General features: G+C 37.5%; 18 protein-coding genes. 6 read left to right on the forward strand and 12 right to left on the reverse strand.

Annotation, left to right across the window (positions count from 1 at the left end; all coding sequences use genetic code 11):
* Positions 1 to 569: 569 nt before the first annotated feature.
* Positions 570 to 1826 carry an aspartate kinase gene (locus ACFIO3_RS00355; RefSeq protein ID WP_375704002.1) on the reverse strand — a complete coding sequence of 419 codons (1257 nt, stop codon included), beginning with the start codon at positions 1824 to 1826 and terminating at the stop codon, positions 570 to 572.
* 189 nt (positions 1827 to 2015) lie between these two features.
* Between ACFIO3_RS00355 and ubiG the strand changes: the two genes are divergently transcribed.
* The gene (gene ubiG / locus ACFIO3_RS00360) at positions 2016 to 2759 is read left to right on the forward strand and encodes a bifunctional 2-polyprenyl-6-hydroxyphenol methylase/3-demethylubiquinol 3-O-methyltransferase UbiG (protein WP_375609070.1); all 744 of its coding nucleotides are present in this window, start codon (positions 2016 to 2018) and stop codon (positions 2757 to 2759) included.
* Positions 2760 to 2776: 17 nt separating this feature from the next.
* Here the strand turns inward: ubiG and grxC are convergent, their stop codons facing one another.
* Both grxC and ACFIO3_RS00370 read right to left on the reverse strand, forming a co-directional pair.
* Complete coding sequence (gene grxC, locus ACFIO3_RS00365) at positions 2777 to 3034, reverse strand: glutaredoxin 3 (RefSeq protein ID WP_375606442.1); 258 nt, start codon at positions 3032 to 3034, stop codon at positions 2777 to 2779.
* A gap of 46 nt (positions 3035 to 3080) precedes the next feature.
* The gene (locus ACFIO3_RS00370; protein WP_375704003.1) at positions 3081 to 3866 is read right to left on the reverse strand and encodes a ComF family protein; all 786 of its coding nucleotides are present in this window, start codon (positions 3864 to 3866) and stop codon (positions 3081 to 3083) included.
* A gap of 196 nt (positions 3867 to 4062) precedes the next feature.
* Here ACFIO3_RS00370 and ACFIO3_RS00375 point away from each other — a divergent pair, with 196 nt between their 5' ends.
* The gene (locus ACFIO3_RS00375; RefSeq protein ID WP_375606444.1) at positions 4063 to 4941 is read left to right on the forward strand and encodes a methyltransferase; all 879 of its coding nucleotides are present in this window, start codon (positions 4063 to 4065) and stop codon (positions 4939 to 4941) included.
* Positions 4942 to 4948: 7 nt separating this feature from the next.
* Here the strand turns inward: ACFIO3_RS00375 and ACFIO3_RS00380 are convergent, their stop codons facing one another.
* Positions 4949 to 6304, reverse strand: coding sequence for an L-cystine transporter (locus ACFIO3_RS00380; protein ID WP_375606445.1), 1356 nt, complete (start codon positions 6302 to 6304; stop codon positions 4949 to 4951).
* A gap of 1194 nt (positions 6305 to 7498) precedes the next feature.
* On the opposite strand from ACFIO3_RS00380, the gene ACFIO3_RS00385 reads away from it, so the two are divergent.
* A complete protein-coding gene (locus ACFIO3_RS00385; RefSeq protein ID WP_375615295.1) occupies positions 7499 to 7693 on the forward strand; it encodes a hypothetical protein in 195 nt (64 codons plus the stop codon).
* Between the two features lie 579 nt (positions 7694 to 8272).
* Here ACFIO3_RS00385 and ACFIO3_RS00390 read toward each other — a convergent pair.
* Both ACFIO3_RS00390 and ACFIO3_RS00395 read right to left on the reverse strand, forming a co-directional pair.
* Positions 8273 to 9646, reverse strand: a complete 1374-nt coding sequence (locus ACFIO3_RS00390; protein WP_375606446.1) for a glutamate--cysteine ligase — start codon at positions 9644 to 9646, stop codon at positions 8273 to 8275.
* A gap of 59 nt (positions 9647 to 9705) precedes the next feature.
* Positions 9706 to 10449, reverse strand: a complete 744-nt coding sequence (locus tag ACFIO3_RS00395; RefSeq protein WP_375606447.1) for a 16S rRNA (uracil(1498)-N(3))-methyltransferase — start codon at positions 10447 to 10449, stop codon at positions 9706 to 9708.
* Positions 10450 to 10686: 237 nt separating this feature from the next.
* On the opposite strand from ACFIO3_RS00395, the gene ACFIO3_RS00400 reads away from it, so the two are divergent.
* A complete protein-coding gene (locus tag ACFIO3_RS00400) occupies positions 10687 to 10830 on the forward strand; it encodes a hypothetical protein (RefSeq protein WP_375606448.1) in 144 nt (47 codons plus the stop codon).
* A 319-nt stretch (positions 10831 to 11149) separates the two neighbouring features.
* Here the strand turns inward: ACFIO3_RS00400 and ACFIO3_RS00405 are convergent, their stop codons facing one another.
* Positions 11150 to 13030, reverse strand: coding sequence for an AsmA family protein (locus tag ACFIO3_RS00405; RefSeq protein WP_375608567.1), 1881 nt, complete (start codon positions 13028 to 13030; stop codon positions 11150 to 11152).
* Positions 13031 to 13327: 297 nt separating this feature from the next.
* Between ACFIO3_RS00405 and folD the strand changes: the two genes are divergently transcribed.
* Positions 13328 to 14227, forward strand: coding sequence for a bifunctional methylenetetrahydrofolate dehydrogenase/methenyltetrahydrofolate cyclohydrolase FolD (folD, locus tag ACFIO3_RS00410; protein WP_375606450.1), 900 nt, complete (start codon positions 13328 to 13330; stop codon positions 14225 to 14227).
* A gap of 60 nt (positions 14228 to 14287) precedes the next feature.
* On the opposite strand, the gene edd is transcribed toward folD, so the two are convergent.
* The 5 genes from edd to ACFIO3_RS00435 form a co-directional block, all read right to left on the reverse strand.
* Positions 14288 to 16111 (reverse strand): phosphogluconate dehydratase, encoded by a 1824-nt coding sequence (edd, locus tag ACFIO3_RS00415; RefSeq protein ID WP_375608566.1) that lies wholly within the window; start codon positions 16109 to 16111, stop codon positions 14288 to 14290.
* A gap of 55 nt (positions 16112 to 16166) precedes the next feature.
* Positions 16167 to 16919: a 6-phosphogluconolactonase gene (gene pgl, locus ACFIO3_RS00420; protein WP_375704004.1), complete on the reverse strand. Its 753-nt coding sequence runs from the start codon at positions 16917 to 16919 to the stop codon at positions 16167 to 16169.
* A gap of 10 nt (positions 16920 to 16929) precedes the next feature.
* Positions 16930 to 18402, reverse strand: a complete 1473-nt coding sequence (gene zwf, locus ACFIO3_RS00425; protein WP_375606453.1) for a glucose-6-phosphate dehydrogenase — start codon at positions 18400 to 18402, stop codon at positions 16930 to 16932.
* Positions 18403 to 18521: 119 nt separating this feature from the next.
* Positions 18522 to 19811: an NAD(P)/FAD-dependent oxidoreductase gene (locus ACFIO3_RS00430; protein WP_375606454.1), complete on the reverse strand. Its 1290-nt coding sequence runs from the start codon at positions 19809 to 19811 to the stop codon at positions 18522 to 18524.
* A gap of 5 nt (positions 19812 to 19816) precedes the next feature.
* Positions 19817 to 21244, reverse strand: a complete 1428-nt coding sequence (locus ACFIO3_RS00435; RefSeq protein WP_375606455.1) for a glutamine synthetase family protein — start codon at positions 21242 to 21244, stop codon at positions 19817 to 19819.
* A 1610-nt stretch (positions 21245 to 22854) separates the two neighbouring features.
* Between ACFIO3_RS00435 and ACFIO3_RS00440 the strand changes: the two genes are divergently transcribed.
* A partial coding sequence (locus tag ACFIO3_RS00440; protein WP_375704005.1) for a radical SAM protein occupies positions 22855 to 23634 on the forward strand: 780 nt, incomplete at its 3' end.

The raw sequence follows: 23634 nt of genomic DNA on the forward strand, positions 1-23634 counted from the left end.
TTTTTTACTGCCCTTTATAGCCACAACAGTTCTTCCAACCTCACCTATCACTTATAACGTCAACATAGCAAGCAGACCCAATAATTAGTTAAGTAATCCCGTAGCTCATTTTTCCAACAAATCCATCTTTTCGTTACTGACTTTATTGTCAGTATTATCAACAGCTTTAATCCTAGCCTTCTTTAAAAAACATATTATTTTTTGAGCAAATATATTTTTAAGGATCATTTGTCGTCTTATCACTCGGGTAAGAAAGCAAAATACCGGAAGGTTTCCTTATTTCAAAGCAAAAGTTGCACAATATTGGAAACTGAAAATAGCCTTAGTGCGGCTCACTTTCTCCTTTATAAGCGTAAAGATGAGTATTGATTTTTACCTTTACAACTTCATAGTCTCCCAGTGTTAAACTGTCTTCCCGTTTTCAAGATCACGAATAAGTTTAAAATGAGAGCATTTTGCTGTATTGAATAGTTCTCATTTAAGTTCAAAATATAAGTTATCCTTAATAAAAATTATTAATATATATTAAAGCTTTACGTTATTGAAACTTTATTGGAGCTAAAAAATGCTCACCCCTTATCAAGAGCATAAACAGCATGTAATGTTCTAACCGCAAGTTCAGTGTAAGCACTATCAATCAAAATAGAAATTTTAATTTCTGAGGTGGTGATTGCTTGAATATTAATACCCTTTTCAGCCAAAGCCTTAAAAGCTGTAGCAGCAACACCTGCATGGCTGCGCATTCCAATACCAATCACAGATACCTTGGCAAGATCGCTTTCAAATTGCAGAACATCAAATCCAATTTCTTTACGATTTTTCTCAAGAAGAGCAACGGCTTTTTCTACATCTGCTGATGGTACAGTAAAAGTCATATCAGTTTTTGAGCCATCTTCAGAAATATTTTGCACAATCATATCAACATTAATGCGCTCTTCAGCCAAGGGGCCAAAAATTGCTGCCGAAATCCCTGGACGATCGGCAAGCCGACGAAGGGAAATTTGTGCTTCATCCTTAGCAAAAGCAATACCAGTAACATTTTGTTGTTCCACAATTTCATCCTCATCGCAAATAAGTGTTCCAGAAGAACTCATTGGATCCTCCATGCCTAAAGCATCAGGATCCTCAAAACTTGAACGCACAAAGGTACGAACCTTATGAACCATTGCCAATTCAACAGAACGAACCTGTAAAACTTTTGCACCAAGAGAAGCCATTTCCAGCATCTCTTCAAAAGCTACCTTTGGTAAACGACGCGCTTTCGGTTCTATACGTGGATCCGTTGTATAAACACCATCCACATCCGTATAAATATCACAGCGATCAGCTTGTACAGCCGCTGCTATAGCAACAGCACTTGTATCTGATCCCCCACGTCCTAAGGTAGAAATTCGATTATCCGGAGTTACCCCCTGAAAACCAGCAATAACAGCAACCTGACCTTCCTGAAAAGGCTCTATTAAAAAAGATCCGTCAATATCAGTAATACGTGCACGGCCATGCGCATTGTCTGTATGAATAGGAATTTGCCAACCAAGCCATGAACGTGCATTCACGCCCATTGTTTGAAGTGTTAAAGCCAACAAACCAGAAGTAACCTGTTCACCAGCAGCAACCACAACATCATATTCACGAACATCTCTATGTATAGGCGAAGCATCACACGTCCACTGAACAAGTTCATTGGTTTTACCAGCCATCGCAGATACGACAACGGCAACCTCATTACCTGCATCAACCTCTCTTTTGACATGCCTTGCAACATTATGAATACATTCAATGTTTGCTACAGATGTTCCACCAAATTTCATGACAATGCGCGCCATTAATAATACTCTATCTTTACATCTCTTATCTCAAACGGTAACGAGAATAAGATGCTCTATCAACTAATCATTTACTCGACATAGCGAATATCTATCATTTGTGCAAGTTTCATTATGATTATATTAATTTCTCTTGACTTTTTATAAAATCTACTTGACGTGATCATTAAAAAATAAAAGGAAAGCAAAATGATAGATAAAACGCGGACAACTATTGATCAAAGTGAAATTGATCACTTTTCACGTATTGCTACAGAATGGTGGAATCCACAAGGAAAATTTCGACCTCTTCACCAATTTAACCCAACACGCCTTGCTTACATCAGAGAAAAAATCTGTTTAGAGTTTAATCGTGACCCTGTTTCACTTACACCCTTTGAGAATTTGAAAATTCTTGATATTGGCTGTGGAGGAGGCTTGTTATGTGAACCAATGGCACGTCTTGGCGCTATGGTCGTAGGCGTTGATGCTTCACAAACGAATATTGAAGTCGCAAAAATTCATGCAACCCAAAATGATCTTTTAATTGATTACCGTACCACTACGGCAGAAGCACTCGCCAACGAAGGAGAGAAATTTGATATCATCCTTAATATGGAAGTTGTTGAACATGTCGCTGACGTTAATCTCTTCATAGAAGCTACAGCAAAAATGCTGAAACCACAAGGGTTGATGTTTGTCTCGACACTCAACCGCACATGGAAAGCATGGGGGCTTGCTATTGTAGGCGCTGAATATATCCTACGTTGGCTTCCTAAAGGAACACATGATTATAAAAAATTCCTAAAACCTCTAGAACTTAAAAATTTCTTATCACAAAATGCTCTAGCTGTCATTGATGAGATAGGTATTACTTATAACCCATTAAACGACAGCTGGAATCGCTCAAAAGACATGGACGTTAACTACCTCCTTCTCGCAAAACGGTCTTAAGAATATCTCATTTACAACTATTGTATGCCTTGTAATAAAGAATTGAGCTTTCCCTCAGCCTCTAAAGCATAAAGATCATCACAACCGCCCACGTGATAATCACCTATAAAAATTTGCGGAAATGTATTACGTCCATTTGCGCGCTGTACCATTTCTTGGCGACGGGATGTAGAAGCATCAATATCTGTATATTTTACGCCTTTTTTATCAAGTAAATCACGAGCTTTTATGCAATAAGGACAACCGGGACGTGTATAAATTATTATCTCTTTCATAATAGTTTCCTCCAATATTTTTTATAATATTCACTTCAAGTTTCTCTTAAAAAGAGGGATAAATAGAATCTTCTTTGAGGACACGCGAAAATGTTAGCACATCAACCTGTCGTGCACCTGCATCTTTTAATGCAGAGGCTGCTGCCGTAACTGTTGCACCCGTTGTAAAAACATCATCAATCAGTAAAACAGAACATCCTTTAAGGTATTTTTTAACCTTATGCGAAACCTTAAAAGCATTTTTTACGTTAAGTTTTCTCTCTCTTGAAGAAAGACTAACCTGCGGACGGGTATGCCGACAACGAACAAGCCACCCCGGTTTTAAAAGCTTTTTTTGTGATTCTGCAATATAACGTGCAAGCTCAGCAGATTGATTATAACGCCTCTCCCAAAAACGACGAAAATGCAATGGAATGGGGATAATAACATCACAATCATCAATAACCTCGCGTCCAGCAAACATCATCCACTTGGCCATAAATGATGCCAATTCTATATGATCACCATATTTTAAACGCGTTACTAAAGTTCGTGCAAGCCCCTTATGAACAATGACCGAGCGAACACGTGAAAAAGGATAAGAATTACGAAGTGCTTCACCACTGAGAAACCCCTCCCCCATATCACAAACAAAAGGAGTCCCCATAACAGGACAATAAGGTTTTGTGATAAATTGAAGTTCTTTCCAACATTCGGAGCAAATCGTACCATAAGTAGAAACATTTTGCTTACATCCAGGACAAATTGGAGGATAAAGCATTGTTTTCAAGCGTTCAATGCATTTACTTAGTATATCGTTGCTATTTAACGCCGCTTCTCGAAAGTACAACATTATAAATCTAGGCTTTTACAAGTTCCCCGTAGAACAAAAGTTCCTTTGTATTTCCTCAATTTATAATTTTAATTCCTTTAAAAACTCTTACCTTCTATAAATTTATTTTCTTTCATATTATAAACTTGACAGAGCTTGCACAAATAATGAACCTTTTCAAAATATATTCTTTCATAGAGAGAAAGTGTTCTACAATATGTCGCATCCTTTAATTTTTGATCATAACCGCATTGAACAATTCCGCAAACGCGCTTTCCAAAAAGCAAAAAAAGGATATGACTTTTTACTCTCTCACATAGCAGAAGATCTCTATAAACGTCTTAGTACTGTTGATCGCCTCTTTACATTAGCTCTCGATTTACACAGCCATACAGACCTTGCTGCGCAAGCTTTAATGAAGTCTGGAAAAGTTTGTTCCATAGAACGTATTGAAACCGATACGCTTTATCAAAGCCATGATAAAAAATTTCATTTACGTCATCGAGAATTTCTTGATTTACCTCAAAGTTACTGTGACCTTATTGTTTCACTTCTTTCATTACAATTGACCAATGATACCCCTGGTGTTCTAAGCCAGATAAAAAATACTCTTAAACCAGATGGCTTATTTCTTGCTGTTATGGCAGGAGCTGGTACATTAAGAGAATTGCGCGAAAGCCTGCTGCAAGCTGAAAGTGAAATTTATGATGGAGCAAGCCCTAGGGTCTACCCTTTTGCCGACATTCGTGATGCAGGCGCTCTTTTACAGCGTGTTGGCTTTGCCCTTCCTGTAGCAGACGTTGAAGATATCACAATACGTTATAATACAATGTTTGATCTTATGCACGATCTTAAAGCTATGGGAATGCAAAATGCACACATAAATCGTTCACGACGCCCTGTATCCAAACGTTTTTTTCTCCGCGCAGCTGAAATCTATGCACAACGATTTAGTGATCCTGATGGACGTATTCGTGCACATTTTTCTTTCATCTGGCTCTCTGGTTGGGCCCCTCATCCCAATCAACAAAAACCCCTACAACCTGGTTCAGCGCAAATATCTCTTACAGATGTTTTACAATCTAAAAAAACATAACCTAAAATCATTTTTTTAAAATACTTTTATCCGTTGTTCGTAACATTTGACTGGTAATTGTTCCAGCTACCATTGAATCGCTTACGTTTAGAGCAGTACGTCCCATATCAATTAGCGGTTCAATAGAGATGAGTACAGCAACCAAAGTAACAGGAAATCCCATAATTGGTAAAACAATCAATGCAGCAAAGATAGCCCCTCCCCCCACACCAGCAACACCAATAGAACTCAACGTTACAATCCCAACAAGCGTAGCAATCCAAGTAGGATCAAGAGGATTAATACCCATAGAGGGTGCAATCATGGTCGCAAGCATCGCTGGATAAAGACCGGCACAACCATTTTGTCCAATTGTTGCCCCAAAAGAAGCTGCAAAACTCGCAATGGATTGCGGAACTCCTATCCACTGCGTTTGCGCTTCAATATTCAAAGGAATACTTGCAGCACTTGAACGACTGCTAAAAGCAAATGTTAAAACCGGTAAAACCTTTTTGAAAAAACGAAAGGGATTAATCCCAGAAATGCCAAGCAGTACACCATGAATACCAAAAATTAAGATAATACCGACATAAGAGGCAATAATAAAAACCAGTAAATTTAAAATATCTGAAATACGTGATATCGCTCCTACTTTCGTCATAAGAGCAAAAATACCATAAGGCGTCAAAGCAATCACTATACGGACCAACCGCATAATCCAAGCTTGTGCCACTTGAATAAATAAAAGCGCGTTTTCTCCTTTTTCTGGCTCATCTTTCTTTAAAAGAAGAACCGCTGCACCTAAAAATGACGCAAAAATCACAACACTGATAATTGACGTACGTTTAGCTCCACTCAATTCAGCAAATGGATTTTTAGGAATCATAGACAAAATCATCTTTGGTATATTCATATCTCCAAGTTGAGAAATATGACCTTCAAGAATAGCAGAAACATTTTGCCCTTCATGCACCAAACCATTTGCTGTTAATCCAAAGAAATTAACCACAAGCACGCCAACCAATGCTGAAAGAGCCGTTGTAAAAAGCAATATTGAAATTGTTATTATACTCATCTTTCCAACAGCATAAACAGAATGTAAATGAGCAACCGCTGAAACGATAGAGACAAAAACCAGTGGCATAACAATCATTTGTAACAATAAAATATAGCCTTCACCAACAATGTTAAACCATTCAACGGATTTCAATAAAGTGCCTTCACCCTCTCCATAAACAAACTGTAAAATACTACCAAAAATCAAGCCAAGGATAAGCCCTAGCATAACACGGAGTGAAAGACTCCATTGCATTCTCTTACTCTGAGCAATCCACAATAAAAAAATAACAAATAGAAATAAATTGATAAAAAAATTAAATGTCATTGTCTATGCCCAGTCTATATCCACTATTGTTTATGATTGATGTAAATAACATACATACCTCAAAATCAATGCATGATATTTGAAAGTTAAAGTATAAAACTTACAAGGTTTTTACAAAACCATTATTTTTCAATTTATAGATTAAAAGAGAATTTTTTATCTACTAATAAATGTTTAAAGAAAATAAATAAAATTATTTTCCTATTATTTAAATTTATACTCTCATTAAATAATTTAAAAAGAGAAATATAAACAGCACTCATAGCATCTTAATACTGAATAACTCCAACATATCTTATCACTCTAAATGCCCTTATCACTCTCTTTTGCTCTTTGAATTGAAAAGAGCTTTCCAAACAATGGTTAATTAATAATCGAACATTCATAACTTTTCTGAAAAATACAAGATCAAGCCACTCTTGCCAATTTTATGGACGGCACTCTCAACAATTTTGATCAGCACTTCAAATATAATTATTTTATGGATAACACCTTTTACACATTCTTTCTCTGCTCTCAATGGAAGCTTTTTTGTTTTTCGAAATTCTCTTTATAGACATAAAAATATGCCCTCTCAATAACAAAAAAATCTCAAATGTGAAGACTTCGAAAACCACAATACCTATAAAATGCAATACAACTAATAATATAAAACATTACTCAACACACCCTAAAACACAATACCAACAAAAATACCATATATCCTGTTGATATAACAAAACTAAATGATATCAATCGTCATCATAGACGTATTTAATATCGGTCTATTTATTGAAGATAAGGAGTTAAATTACTCATGAAGCGTACCATAACATTTATTGTTGTATCTTCTCTATTGATACTTTTGTTTGCTGTATTAATATCATTTGGATATACTAAAGTGAACGATTTGAATCCGTACAATGAACTTTATCAGTCAAAACCATAAAGACTTAGAATATCGTGAAAAAAAGGAAATAGCAAAAGAAGTTATAAAAGTCTTTCAAAGTAAGACAAAACCTGTTACATCTGTAGAATATGATAAGGTATGATTTTAAAAATATTTAATAGAACTACAAATTGAACCTCCACAATTGGATATTTTAAAGCATTATCACACAATACTTGCCTTTTGTGGACGTTTTGCTGTTGTTTGGCAAATAATCCAAAGATGAAGATCTGCTCACTAATCAAATACAATACTCATTTGATTCATTGAAAAAAGATGTTTTTCTCGCAAAACTTGCAGAAGACTTTCATGATCTGATGGCTGAATATGGAAAAAAATTTCTAGATTCTCCAACTCCCATTAACCGAAAAGAACAAATTATGCGTCCAGAGAAAATAATAACATGTAATTTCCTTACCCGTTTTAAAAATACAGCTATTGTCTGCATAATGACAGCGTAATTATATCGTATAATGATAAAAAAAGGGATAAGAATCCTTATAAGATCTGGCTAATAAAAAATGGAAGCAACAAAAAGTTAAGCAGCCCACTCTATGTTTAGCGAACAAAATAAGTATTTGCAGCTTGCCTGTACAACAACTAAATTTTTGTATTTTGTTCCACATAAAAAATACTTCATATTCATATAAACATCGTATATTGAATGATAATAATTTAATATTGGATAAGATTATTAAACACAAATAATATTTTTATTCCTTTATTAAAAAGTGAAAAATATTGTTTTCAGACTTATTCATAAGCGTGATGAGCCAAGTGGATAAAAATATTTGATAACAAGCTAAATATATCTCTTATGATCCATCTCTAAGATAAAGATACAAGATTGAGGTTACGGAAATATCGTGACAGTATTAATCTGGATATAAAAATAATAGGGACTAAGAGATCTTTGTATTGTATCATTTACGAGACAATGTTGAAAGCAAGGGGAAATATTCTTTCTAAGATAAGTGAGTGAATGAGCCACCACAGTGATATGCATTTTTAAAAAAGTACAAAATGTCTTTGCCTCAAATTTAATAAGCACATTCTAAAAATACAGGTTCTACAGACTCATTCCAAATAGAATAGTAATAGGACAACAATTTTTCAGCATCTGTTTGCCCCATTGCAACAACCTCTTCTAAAGGATTAAGAAAATTTGTTTCATCAAAACCATTCGCATCATACTGTTTGCGATTTTTTAGGCCCTTGCGTGCAATAGCAAGGGCTTGACGTGCTAATTCTAACAGAATGGTTTGACGAAAAGGAGTTTTTAACCCCTCTTTTGGAACGCGTTGGCGCAACTCTAAAACTTCTTCAAAACACCAATCTTTTGTCAAAGCCTCCGCCTCATTAAGTGCTTCTCTATCATAAAGAAGCCCAACCCAAAAAGCTGACAACGCACAAATACGCTTCCAAGAACCACAATCCGCTCCTCTCATTTCTAAAAATCTTTTTAAGCGGACTTCAGGAAATAACGTTGATAGGTGATTAATCCAATCTCCCATATTTGGAATTGAATTTGCAACTTGTCCTTTTAATGCTCCATTCATAAACTGACGAAACGTTATGTGTGTACAATCATAATAACGACCATCACGAACAACAAAATACATTGGAACATCAAGGGCCCATTCAACATAATCAGCAAAACCAAAGCGCTCAGAAAATATAAAAGGGAGAACCCCTGTCCTCTGATTATCCGTATTACGCCAAATTTCAGAACGCCAAGATAAAAAGCCATTCGGACGTCCTTCTGTAAAAGGTGAGCTTGCAAATAATGCGGTCGCAATAGACTGTAACTTCATAGATACTTGCATTTTTTGCCGCATATCACTTTCAGATGAAAAATCAAGATTAACCTGAACCGTTGATGTGCGATACATCATATTAAGACCATTATGCCCCACTTTCGGCATATAATCAGTCATAATCTGATAACGTGACTTAGGCATTTTCGGCGTTTCAGCCAAAGTCCACTTTGGACTAGCACCAAGACCTAAAAAACCAATCCCTAATGGTTCTGAAATTTTCTTGAGAAGAGCTAAATGCTGCATCAACTCGTTATAAGTATGACCTATTGTTTTTAATGGTGCACCCGATAATTCAAATTGTCCCCCAGGTTCCAAAGAAATAGCCCCCTGATCACCTGATCCTACGAGCCCAATAATATTCCCTTCATCTAAAATAGGTTCCCATCCTAAAACGCTTTGCATCCCCTTTAAAAGCGCTCGGATTCCTCTCTCACCTTCATAAGGAACAGGAAGAAAACCATCTCTATAAAACGGAAATTTTTCATGTTCTGTACCAATACGCCAATCATCTTCTGGTTTATACCCCCCTTGGAAATAGCTAACCAAGGAATCTAAGTTATAAATTTCACTTTCATCGGTTATATCAAGCGCCATAACTTATCATATCCTATCATCGTCTTAAATGAATTGTTTAGAATGATTTTACAGACTTCTCAATCCATTGCCCAATCCCCCACGGTAGCATTAAGAAGAGCCAAAGCAGCGACAGCGGCAGTGTCAGCGCGTAAAATACGCGGACCTAATGATATTGGAACCACAAAAGGATGTTTTTTTAAAAAGCTCCGCTCTTCTTCACTAAACCCACCTTCTGGTCCAATGAGAACACCAGGTGTTGTAACGTCACGCTTTTTAAAAGAAGGTAATGGATTATGCGATTTATGCTCTTCATCACAAAAGAATAAAGGCTGTGTCTCATCCCACTGTGCTAAAAGTTCTGCTAATGATAGAGCAGATACGCATTCAGGCAGAGATAAAATGCCACACTGTTCAGAAGCTTCGATAACATTGGCTTCCATACGCGCCATATTGATACGCGTAACCTGCGTATGATGCGTTATAACAGGCTGCAAAATCGATACCCCCATTTCAACAGCTTTCTGCACCATATAATCCAACCGCGCGTTTTTAAGTGGAGCAAAGCAATAAATAAGATTAGAATGCCTCGTTTGTAATCTTTCTTGATGGATAAGCTGAACCACAACAAATTTTTTTTTTACAATGATAAGTTTAGCAAGCCATTCACCATCCTGTCCATTAAAAAGTAAAATTTCTGCTCCTTCTTTCATCCGCAAAACATGCACAAGATAAAAAGCTTGCGCCCCCTCTATCTTTATTTCTTCATTCAAAGCCAATGTCTGTCTAATAAATAATCTTTTAAGTTTATAATTTATGCGCATAAAAATTTTGCCAAAGCTCACTATCATCATCGAGAAAATGAAGAAAAATATATAACAAAAAGAAAAAAATATATCTATAGAACTATAATATATGAAAAATTTATAGAGTTTTTTTAGCTTTATGAGATGATAATAGGAACCTATCGGTCTTTAAGTGATTCTGCTTTCATAAAAGTTTAGATAATACACCGTTCATCTTTGAATTGGGTCATTGATGCATCCGTGGAGGAAAAAGATATGTCTGCTAAAAAAGCTACAATTATTACGATTACAACCCTCTTAGCCTTTATTTTGATTACAGTGGGAATTGGTTCTGTTGGAGCCGACGGGAAGCATACAGTTACCAAAGATGGCTATGGTATTTCTTCTGAGATTCAATAAGCACTGACCGACATCCCTTAAAAATTTAGTGTAACAAAATATTGCTAGCAACCTTCTAAGACTTGCATCAATATTATGAATCTCTTGTATTTAAAAGATTTTATAAGAAGCGTTGTTCTTCCTCTCTTCACTCATTTATCGACATACCAACCACGCTTATAACGTAGAGGACGATTTTTATGACTTTATCACGAATAGATTTAAAATGAGAGAATCTTACGATAGTGGAATTTCTTATTTAAGTTTAAAAACAACTTTAAATTGTAAACGGATGAGTTATAATTATAAAATAAAATGTTGTATAGACGAAAAACAATACTCAATCTGTATCAGTGGCTTTTGTAATTAAAAAATTACCATGATCTTGTCCTTTAGAGCTCAGAGAAAATGTAAAAGGCCATGCAAGGCTGTTAGCAAGGCATTGAACATCTTTACATAAAGTGTCTGATCTATAATTTTTTCGTAATTGTGCCTGTAGTATCAATTCATTCTGCTTCCCTTGAGAAATAGCAGTTGCAATAGCTCCCTGAATGGATAAACTCAAGTCTGCTGTATGCATCAATGACTCTGTCACTTTCATCACACCTTCTGAAAAGCTTGTCTGGATATCCCAGTGATCAAAAGTTGTGGAAAGAGAATCATCATTTGTTAAAAGAAATTGTTGTTTGTTTGAAAGTCTTGTTTGTAATTCATTCAAATCATACCCTAATAGCCGACCAGAAGACATCTTTAATGTTAATTCACTCTGCATTTTTGTAAAAACTTCCATCCAAGAATCAGCCAGTGTCTGTATCGTTGCAGTAAAATTCGTTTTGCTTTGTATAAATGGAATAAATCCTAAAGCTTCTAGAGCTTCCTGCATATCAATAGAAGCACCTGAAATATTTCCTCCAATACGCACTTTCTGTCCAACTGGCGTAACTTCAATATTACTTTGAATGGATCCACCCCAAATATTCGCATGCCCAAGATCAAAAATACCATGCCCATTTTTTATTTGTATTGCAGCAGCTAAATTTGTGAGTGAAATATTCCCTATTTTAGTTTGTGGTGCAGAAAGTCGTACATCCACCCCAATACAATCAAAATTTGTCATATCAAAAAATGAATTTTTCTTTTTGCTTGAAAAAAACATTGAGCCCAAAGTGCTAGAATCTAAGTTATCAAATGCTAAAGAGCCCATAATATTTGGTACAGAATCTTGGAAATCAAGTTCTAAAGCCCCACGCGCACTAGTTTGCCCCATCGTAAAGGTAACATTATTCATTTGGATATGCATTGGTTGCGCTAAAAAATGAGATTCCCATACAATGGGTATTTTTAATTTATGTCCCCAAAACTGATTCCCACCAATCCAAGACAATGTCTGATTCCATCCCGGAGAACGCATCGATACCTTTCCATCAAAAATATAATATTCAGATAACCGAGCCTGTCCTGTAAACGTTATTCCCCCACGCACAGAATTGAGACTTGCCTTAATCTGGCTTTTCCCTCCTGCAAGAAGCAGCAATGCTTGAGAAGCATCAATTGATAACTTTGTAAATTCTCCGCGCCAACGAGCATCTGCACGCAAGCGTACTTCCTCAGTCGATTCAGCCCAATCTAAAGTCGCATTTAATCCTGTTATTTTTTCTGCTACTCCCGAAAAACTATCGTGATACACAAGAACACCATTTTCAATAACAATCCTCCCAAAAGGTTGTTTCAAAAGATGCTCTAGCTCTGGATGTTCAGGATTATTTTTTAATATTTCACGCGCATTGCGTATTGCCAATCCTAATGCACCTTGTGAGCGAGAAAATCTATCAAAAAAATCTGCCATTGTTTCAACGGGCTTTTCCATAACAAATTGAGGACGCACAATCCGCGTCTCGGAAAAAGAAACATGCCCCCAAAGAAGATCTATTAAAGAAAGATCAACTTCTATTGATTCAGCTTCCAATAATGGCGTAACATCATCCATTTTTGATGTTAAAGTAACGCCGGAAAGAAATGCTTTAGGATAAGGGAAAAGATGTAACCGCGGTGGATCACGCAGTTGTACATTATAACCCGTCCATGCACTCAAATCCTGTGCTAAATGAATACGAATCGCATCTGTAGAGACAAGATAAGGTAAAACGAGAATCCCCACTCCAAATAAAAAGATAATTGTAATAAAAATTCCGCTCAAAAATTTTATTATTCTGATGTGCACAACATCCCTCTGCAGTTATCCCCCTATAACAGATTAAATACAAAATTAAATGATCGTTAAAAGATTTTTTATATCCTTATAATTCGCCTTATATCTTCATTATTTTTATTCTTTATCCAAAGTTTATTCAAACAGCAATGTTGCTGCTTCTTTATAAAGCAATTATTTAAAAGTCTTCTAAAACTATAAATCCACAACCTTATCAAACCATTCTTACCGTTATTGCTATAAAACTCTATCGTATCATTAGAAAATGCTTTACAAAAAAACAAACAGCCTTACCGAAAGGATCTCTGAATGAATAATATTATCGACGGGAAAAAACTTGCTGAAGAGATTATCGTAAAAGTTAAGGCCGAAACAACAAAGCTCCGCCGTCACTATAATATACAACCTAGTATCGCCGTTATTATTGTTGGAGATGATCCCGCAAGTCAAGTATATGTCGCCTCAAAAAATAAAAAAGCCGAAGAATGTGGGTTTCTTTCAATCAAACATGTCGTTTCCAAAGAAACCCAAGAAAAAGAACTACTTCAACTTATTGCAACATTAAACTCTGATCCAAAAATTCATGGTATTTTGGTACAGCTGCCTCTCCCTGCTCATATGAATACAAACCGCGTAACACAAGCCATTGCTTTTCAAAAAGATGTTGATGGTTTTCATTATATTAATGTAGGAAAACTCGCGGCAAATGCACTTGAAGATGCTATTATTCCCTGCACACCAGCTGGTGCCATGATGATGATTGAACAACAATGTGGGCAAGATTTATCTGGACTTGATGCTGTCGTTGTTGGACGCTCTAATATTGTTGGAAAACCTATGGCTGCCCTTTTAACAGCAGCCAATGCCACTGTGACAATTGCCCATAGTCGTACCCGTGACCTTGATGATGTGTGTCGAAGCGCTGATATTCTCGTAGCTGCTGTAGGCCGCCCACAAATGATTAAAAAAGACTGGGTGAAAAATGGTGCAATTGTTATTGATGTCGGTATTAATCGCGTTGCTGCACCAGAAAAAGGTATAGGAAAAACACGTCTTGTTGGTGATGTCGATTTTGAAAATGTAAAAGAAAAAGCTGCTGCGATCACCCCTGTTCCAGGAGGCGTTGGACCAATGACAATTGCCATGCTTATGGTTAATACACTCAAAGCCGCTGCGCGATCACACAATCTTCCTATACCAAAATTCTAAGAATTGTAACAATTCATTTTGCATGGTTTCATTGCACATGATTTACCATTTTTACATTCGTCATGTCATAAAAACAGATGCCCCTTGATCTGCACGATTAACGGATTGACGAAACACATGAAAAAGTTCGCGTCCAACACCATGTTCATTTTTTGAAAGATCAGGAGGCGTGGTTGTTCGCGCGTTAAATTTTGCTAAATCTTCCAAAAGAGTTAATTTACCCCCATGAACATCAAGGAAAACAATGTCACCATCCTGCAAACGTGCAATGGGGCCATTATCCACTGCTTCTGGTGTCACATGGAGAGCAGCAGGAATTTTTCCTGATGCCCCTGACATACGACCATCGGTTATCAATGCTACCTTTTGACCGCGATCTTGTAAAACGCCTAAAATGGTCGTTAACTTATGAAGCTCTGGCATACCATTGGCTTTTGGTCCTTGATAGCGAATAACAGCGATAAAATCTTTATCATGCAACGCTCCAGATTTAAAAGATTTTTGTAGTTCTTCTTGATCATTAAAAACAAAGACTGGTGCTTTAATCTGCCAATACTCTGGTTTAACAGAGGAAACTTTTATAATAGCTGTTCCCAAATCTCCCGATAAAACGCGAATACCCCCTTCAGGCTGGAATGGTTTTCTCCATCCTGCTAACACCTTATGATCACCACTTTCCTTGAGAGCAGCTTCACGCACCACACGTCCATCAGCAGAAAGCTTCACTTCAATTGCATAAGCATTGAGATCTTGACCACAAACCGTAGAAACATCTTCATGCACTAAACCTGCCTCGATAAGCTCGCGGATAATAAATCCTATCCCCCCTGCTGCATAAAAATGATTGATATCAGCCAAACCATTCGGATAAATTCGCGCTAAAAGAGGCACAACGGATGAAATTTCTGCAATATCATGCCATGTCAACTGAATACCGCAAGCCGCAGCTATAGCAATCAAATGAATCGTATGATTGGTAGATCCCCCTGTTGCATTTAACCCTACAATGGCATTCACAAAAGAACGCTCATCAATGATCATACCAAGTGGACTATAATGATCACCAAGATCTGTCATTTCAAGTACACGTTCCGTGGCTTCTTTTGTTAAAGCATCACGCAACGGTGTATTCGCATTAATAAAAGAAGCTCCCGGCATATGAAGCCCCATCATCTCCAGTATCACCTGATTAGAGTTAGCTGTTCCATAAAATGTACATGTTCCTGGTCCATGATAAGAACGTGCTTCTGATGCTAGAAGTGTTTGACGATCTATTTTATTTTCGGCGTAAAGTTGACGTATCTTCGCTTTTTCATCATTACCTTGACCACTTGTCATAGGACCAGCAGCTATAAAAATTCCTGGTAAATGACCAAATGTTAGGGCACCAATCAATAAACCTGGCACAATTTTATCACACACCCCAAGATACAATGCTGCATCAAAGACATCGTGTGATAAGCTTATAGCTGTTGCCATTGCAATTACTTCACGCGAAAAAAGGGAAAGCTCCATCCCCGCATTTCCCTGCGTAACACCATCGCACATCGCGGGAACACCCCCTGCAACTTGTGCAACACCACCAACCGTACGGGCCGACTCTTTAATTAAGTGAGGAAATTTTTCAAAAGGTTGATGTGCTGAAAGTATATCATTATATGCCGTGATAATGCCAATATTCCCAACGATATTTCCCTTCAAACGCTCTTTATCTATTGCACCACAAGCAGCAAAGCCATGAGCCTGATTGGCACATCCTAAAAAACTCCGTTTGGGGCGATGAACTTGTGCTTTTGCAATACGATCTAAGTAAATTTCTCGTGTTGATCGAGAACGTTCATAAATCCTTCGTGTAACTGTGGCAATTGTCTTGGAAAGTGCCATATTTCTCTCCCCCTTTCATTGTTTCTTCCCCTCATTCATTGAGAGAGATTACGTTTTATTCACCTTGTGTCGCATATTTTGATTCACTTATTTCATTTTCTGCAGGCGACCAATAAACCTGAACGAGATGAGGGGAATTACGCAAAATTGCCCGAATAGGCATTTCTGTTTCAGCCCCATCTTGACAAGCTTCCTCAAAACAATCGCGTTTCTGAAGACCCTCGAAATGGAGAATAATGCAACGAGATTGCATAATAACTGGCAAAGTTAGTGAGAGTCTTGGTTCAACAGCACTCTTAGCATGAAGGGGTAAAACAAGTGCTTGTGTTCGTAAATCAAGCGCTTGCTTTAAACGATCAGCATCAGGAAAAAAAGAAGCCGTATGTCCATCCTCCCCCATTCCTAAAACAACAACATCAAAGGGTTTAGGCAAAGTATTAACACGACTCGCCGCTGAAAAAGCAGCAAGTTCAGCAGTAATTGCTTTATGATAAAGCCCTACAAAACGTGCTTTTTCTGCAAAATTTTGTAACAAATGACACCGTACCATATATTCATTTGAACGTTCATCGTGTGTAGGAACAAAACGTTCATCGACCAAAGTGATAATGATCTTTTGCCAATCAATATCCGCTTTTGACAAATAATGAAAAAACAATTCTGGTGTTTTACCACCAGACACCGCTAAAACTGCTCTATTACGCTCAAGAACAGATATACTAAGCTCTGCGGCTACTCGATCTGCTAATGCCAAAGCTAAAGTCTGAGGGGTTTCAAAGTCTAAACGATCAATATTCATTCTATACATACTTATTGCTCTAAACTAAATTGTTCCATATACGTCCATCACGTTCTATGAGGCTCATCGAAGCAGACGGCCCCCACGAACCAGCGTTATAACTGTGAACAGGCTGTTTTATTGTTTCCCATCCCTCAATGATTGGATCAATCCAACGCCAAGCAGCCTCAACTTCATCACGACGCATAAACAGTGTTTGATCTCCACGAATAACATCCATTAATAAACGTTCATAAGCATCAGGATTACGTTCAGAAAATGCGGAAGCAAAACTCATGTCTAATGGAATGTGACGAAACCGCATACCGCCATAACTTGGATCCTTAATCATCAACCATTGTTTTACACCTTCATCAGGTTGGAGACGAATTACAAGCCGATTAGAAAAAATTTCATCTAAATCCACATTAAAAATATTATGAGGAATAGGTTTAAAAACGACAACAATTTCAGACATTCGCGTGAACATACGCTTACCTGTTCGTAAATAAAAAGGCGTATTGGCCCAGCGCCAGTTATCAATCTTAACCTTAAGCGCAACAAATGTTTCGCTCTCACTCGCTCTTCCCAGATCATCAAAATAAGACTCTACAGATATACCATTTGATAGACCAGAAAGATACTGCCCACGTACAGTATGCTGCCCTACATTATGGACATCAAGCGGTGTCAAAGAATGTAAAACTTTAAGTTTTTCATCGCGCACAGCATTAGCACTGTTGGTAAATGGTATTTCCATCGCAACCAAACAAAGTAACTGTAGCATATGGTTTTGAACCATATCGCGTAGAGCACCAGTGCTTTCATAGTATTCTGTACGCCCCTCTAACCCTAAAGATTCAGCAACGGTTATTTGAACATGATCAATATAATTGGAGTTCCATAGCGGTTCATAAAGTGTATTAACAAACCGCAATGCCATTAAATTTTGAACAGTTTCCTTCCCAAGATAATGATCAATGCGAAAGATCTGCTCTTCATTAAAGGCGCTTGCAAATACATCATTAAGTGAAATAGCTGTTTTTACATCGCAACCAATTGGTTTTTCAATGATAATCCGTGTTTGTGCTGTCACCAAATTATTTTTTCCCAACTTCATCGCAATATCAGTAAAAAGTGACGAACCAACAGCCAAATAAAAAGCTCGAATATCCGCTGAATCTTGTGACAGAAGGAGGGCTAAATCCTCCCATCCTCGGTTCGAGGAAACATCAACAGAAACATAGCTTAAACGTGCAAGAAAACGATTGAGTTCTGTTGAATTTAGATCTTTTGGATGGATATGTTTTTCTAAAGAAATGCGGACAAAATTTTGATATTCTTCACGACTTAGGGAAGTGCGCGAAACCCCAATAATACGTGTTGGCTCATTGAATTGCCCAGCACACTGACAATGATACAAAGCCGGCAAAAGTTTGCGCGACGCCAGATCACCATTGCCACCAAAAACAATACAATCAAAGGAAGAAACTGGAATAATTTTACGCACCATGAACTTGTTTATTTTCCATTCGATTATGAAATCCCATATCACTTATAAAAGCTTTCATCATTAAAGCAGACAGATACTAAATAAGCCATTAATTTTCTTCATTTCAAGCAATGTTTCCATTAAAGGCGATCCATTAAAGAAAACCAACGCATTGCTAAAAATATAAGCGGATAACGCAAAACGCGTCCCCCCGGAAAAGATGAAATCTTTAAGTCTTGGAAATAGGAAAAACGTTCATATTTTCCAGTTAACCATTCTGCGTATAATTTTCCCACGAAAGGAGCCAACATAACGCCATGCCCTGAATAACCACCACAATAAGTTATCCTTGAGAAAAGTTGGCGAACATAGGGCATGCGCTCAACTGTAATCGCTACCGTTGCTCCCCACCGATGGCTTAAATTGATAGAATGTAATTGAGGATAAATTTCAACAATTTGCCGTTTTATACGTTCATCTAAATTTAGAGGATGCTTATTATCATAACTTTCTACACCACCAAATAAGAGACGATTATCAATGCTTTTGCGAAAATAGCGAACCATAAAACGGGAATCATCAACCGATTCCCCCCCTATAAGAATTGAACTATGCTTTGGTAATGGATCCGTTGCTCCAATATAAGAGCGAATAGAAACAATATTTTTTTCAATAAAACGCTCCAGACCAAGTTTATACCCATTTGTTGCAAGTAAAACATGTTCTGCTGTTACACTGCCTTTTTCTGTTATCACTTTCCAATGGGCTTGCTTGCGCCTTATGGTCGTTACTTGTGATTTCTCATAAAGCTTAGCACCAGCATCTTGGGCTTTTTTTGCCAATCCAACAACCAATTTTAAGGGATTTATATGGCCGGTATCCGCATCATAAATACCACCACAATAAAAAAGTGATCCAAGTCGCCTAGATGTTTCAGCCCTATCCATAAAAGTAAGAGCCTGATAACCGTAACGTTGCATCACCTCAATATGCCGTTGATAAGAGAGAAGATCACGCCTTTTATGGGTCACAGAAAGTTGTCCTACTATCAAATCACACTGACAATCAGGCATCGCGCATAACGATAAAATATCTTTTTTAGCTTCTTCTGCTAAATCAAACAGAACCTTACTGCGCTCAAAACCATATTTTTTCTCTAATGTTTCTACCCACTGCCGTTGCCCCGTTCCTAATTGACCACCATTGCGCCCTGAAGCGCCATCACCAAAACGTGATGCTTCAAACAAAACAACATCCACTCCAGCTTTGGCTAAATGATAAGCAGCTGAAAGTCCCGTAAATCCACCTCCGATAATGACCACATCACACTGTCTGTATTCATCAAAACATGGATAAGAGGGGCGCTCTTTTAAAGTATCTTCATACCAAGAAATTCCTGGAGAAATTGGATTATCATCAATCGTTGTCATAAAATTTAAACATTCAGCAGGAGATATTCACGCTCCCACGGACTAATTACTTCCATAAAAGTTTCAAACTCTTGTCGTTTGATTGCAGCATAAGTACTGACAAACACATCCCCTAAAATAGCATGTATTGCTGTATCTTGTTCAAACAAATTAACTGCCTCAATGAGTCCACGCGGTAACTCAATATTATCAGCATTCACATTATTTGTCGTTGGCTCATCTGGCTCAATTTTTTGCTGTAAACCAATGAGACCACACGCTAAAGAAGCTGCAAGAGCTAAATAAGGATTCGCATCTGATGAAGGAAGCCTATTCTCGACACGCCGCGCTTGAGGAGCAGAACGAGGAACACGAAAAGCTGTCGTCCGATTATCATATCCCCACCGCAAATTAACAGGAGCCGAATTATCAGGTACAAGACGTCGATAAGAATTCACGTAAGGCGCAAGCATCACAAGAACCCCTGGCATATGTTTTTGCAATCCACCAATAAAATGCCGAAAACAGACACTTTCTTCACCATTCTCCTGTGTAAAAATGTTCATACCCGTTTTCTTATCAACGACCGATTGGTGAATATGCATCGCAGAACCTGGCTGCCCCTGAATGGGTTTTGCCATAAATGTCGCATACATATTATGTTTCAGTGCTGCTTCACGAATTGTTCGTTTAAACATAAAAACTTGATCCGCTAATTCAATAGGATCACCATGACGTAAATTGATTTCAAACTGACCTGCTCCTTCTTCATGAATGAGTGTATCAATTTCCAATCCTTGTGCCTCTGAAAAATGATAAATATCATCAATCAAATCATCAAATTCATTCACACCAGCAATTGAATAGCCTTGCCCTCCACCAATTGAACGCCCAGAACGACCAACCGGTGAAACTAAAGGGTAATCAGGATCGGGATTTTTTTGTACCAAATAAAACTCAATTTCTGGTGAAACAACTGGTTTTAAACCCATTTTTGTGTAAAAATGAACCACCGTTCGTAAAACATTGCGTGGTGTATAATCCACAACCTGACCATTTTGATACACAAGATCACAAATCACCTGTGCCGTAGGAGCATCTTCCCATGGCACAATGCTTAACGTAGAAAGATCAGGCTCAAGGCGTAAATCACCATCTGCTTTAGGATATTCAAAACCATGACCATCTTCAGGATAATCCCCTGAAATTGTTGCCATAAAAACTGCTGAAGGCAATGCCAATGATGTTTCCGATGTAAATTTTTTAGAAAGCATCATCTTACCCCGTGGAACTCCTGCTTGATCAGGCGTAATACATTCAATATCCTCTACCTTACGAAAAGAAAGCCATTGTGAAACCTGTTCCCAATTATTCACACCACGTAAACTTTTGAGAAAACGAGAGACAGGTTTAAAATTCTTACTTTTCGTTTGTTTAACATTTTTTACAGCCATAACATACCAACTTTAAAAACAATTAAGTCCTATTTTTATTGTATCAGCCCATGCATAAACGACACAAAAAAAATTTATCAACTGATATTTTTGAAGAATACTATAAGATTCATCAAGGTAAAAGAATTTTACGCTCAACAAGCTATCCTATCACCATCAAGCTATCCTATCACCATAGTGAAAATTGGTACTGCACGCGATACATCGGTCGAACCTTCTCCTTATATAAAACAGTGCGAAATACCATAGGGAACATAACCTAATTCCGATTCAAATAATCATATACAAGCAAACATTGGCGAGAATAATAAAGGCGAGATATTTAATTTCCTTTTGGTTGTAGCAATGCTTAATTAAAAGAAAAGAAACTTTTTTAATATGAAGCAAGTTTTGTAACTCTATTGTTATCCACATAGAAGTAAACACCCTAGGATGGTGAGTAGCCTTTACAGCTAGTGCTTACAAACACTCACCCCGCCATAATATGCGTAAATGTATTTTCAGGATAAGTCATACGCTCAACATTTCCGACATAAAACTTAACCATCGCCTGCATAACAGAGCTATCAACCTTGTTCTGAGCGGATGGTACGACTCTGCACTTATATCAATTCCCACCGCTTGACATTGCACTTCGCACACAATATTTAGAGCTAAGAATCCAGTAGAGCATACCAAATCCAATAGATAGGATTTTTTGCTAATTGCGCCATGCGTGATTCAACATTTGATAATCTCCAGCCCACTAAGAGGTGTGTTATTTATATCTCAAAAGCCCAAAAATCAGGATATGAAAACACAATAATATCAATTTTCTTTGAACTAACGTCCTTCATCGTCGATCTTCCACCATCGTAAAATCTTTTTTGTATCAGTTGCTTTCACATACTTTGACTTATGATCTCGTGATACTGTGCAGACCGAGCACACGCCCCCATGCAAATGCATCCTATTAAGCCTAATCCTATTGGATTCTAGCAAAGACAATGCAGCACGTAACTTCGTCGCAGTCATACCAAAACGCGATCTATCCCCGTTTGCCAGTACATGACACAATCTCAATGAGATTTTAGGTAATATGTCAAAATGGCGAGCAAGAGCGATGATGTCATGTCATTCGATAATATTATCACACTGGACATTTATATGTTTTCTAATAGATAATTCTATCTCTTCTCGAAGTTTTACAGAGATATTAAAATCTCTACCTTTAAAACCATCTTTTTGCGCTAATGATATTTCATAACCAGACGCAAATTCCAAGACCCAGCAACATAACAATGATGTCCCGCACGTCCATTAAAATACCCTGCTTTTTCTCGCTCTAGGCATTCATAGCCCGACCACGTAAAACAGGGTACCAATTACAATATCAGACCATAAGACTGCAAGAGAAAGTTCTTTTATAAATAGACATTTTTTATCTTTCCATTGCCTCTTAAACAAGCTATCCTGTTCATATAACAAGTTATATGTATAATATATATAACTTCTACAAAAGGAGGATTCATTATGTTCCGTGAAAATCTTTGGTAATACACTCAAGCGATTGGATCACTAGTCGCCCGTCAATAATATAGTGCGAGTTAAGAAATTGGGGGAGATAAGCTATGCAACTCGTGGATCATCCTTTTGTGAAATTCAATCAACCCAAGCCGATTTACAACTTCATATATCCGCTATTTCGCACTATTTCAAATGAATTTTACAATTACCTAGACTTTAATAAGCTAGCGCAAAGTAAGCAGATTCCACAAGCGCGTACCATTTCTCTTTATTTGCATATTCCCTTTTGTGAAACCATCTGTTCCTTCTGTCCCTTTCAGAAAGGGGCCTACAAGCACGTTAAGCAAATCGAATCTTATATGTCAGCGCTTACCACAGAGATCAGAAACAAAGGAAATTTCATTCGCTCGCTTAAAGGGCCCATCCGCAGCATCTATATAGGGGGCGGCACACCGTCGCTTTTGTCTGCAGATAATATCCGCCACATCGGAAAAGTATTGCATGCCGAATTTGAGCTCTCTTCCTTAACTGAGCTTACACTGGAAAGCGAACCGAAAAGCGTCACACGTGATAAACTTTATGCTGCCCGTGAGATCGGCGTTAACCGGATCAGCTTCGGTATACAGAGTTTCATTGAGCGTTTCCGATCATTGTTTAACCTCACCTCAACACGTGAACAAATCAACAATACCGTAGCTTGGTCACAAGAGATAATTGGACATGTCGGTTTAGACCTACTATATGGCATGCACAGCCAACAAGCCGAAGAACTATTATACGATTTGAAGCAAGCAAGCGAGCTTCACCCTGAAACCATCAACCTCTATGCAATCAACAATCTGGCTATCACGTCGCAACTGCATAAGTCTTACGCACAAAAAGGG

It is taken from the genome of Bartonella sp. AD328YNZD (assembly GCF_042196425.1).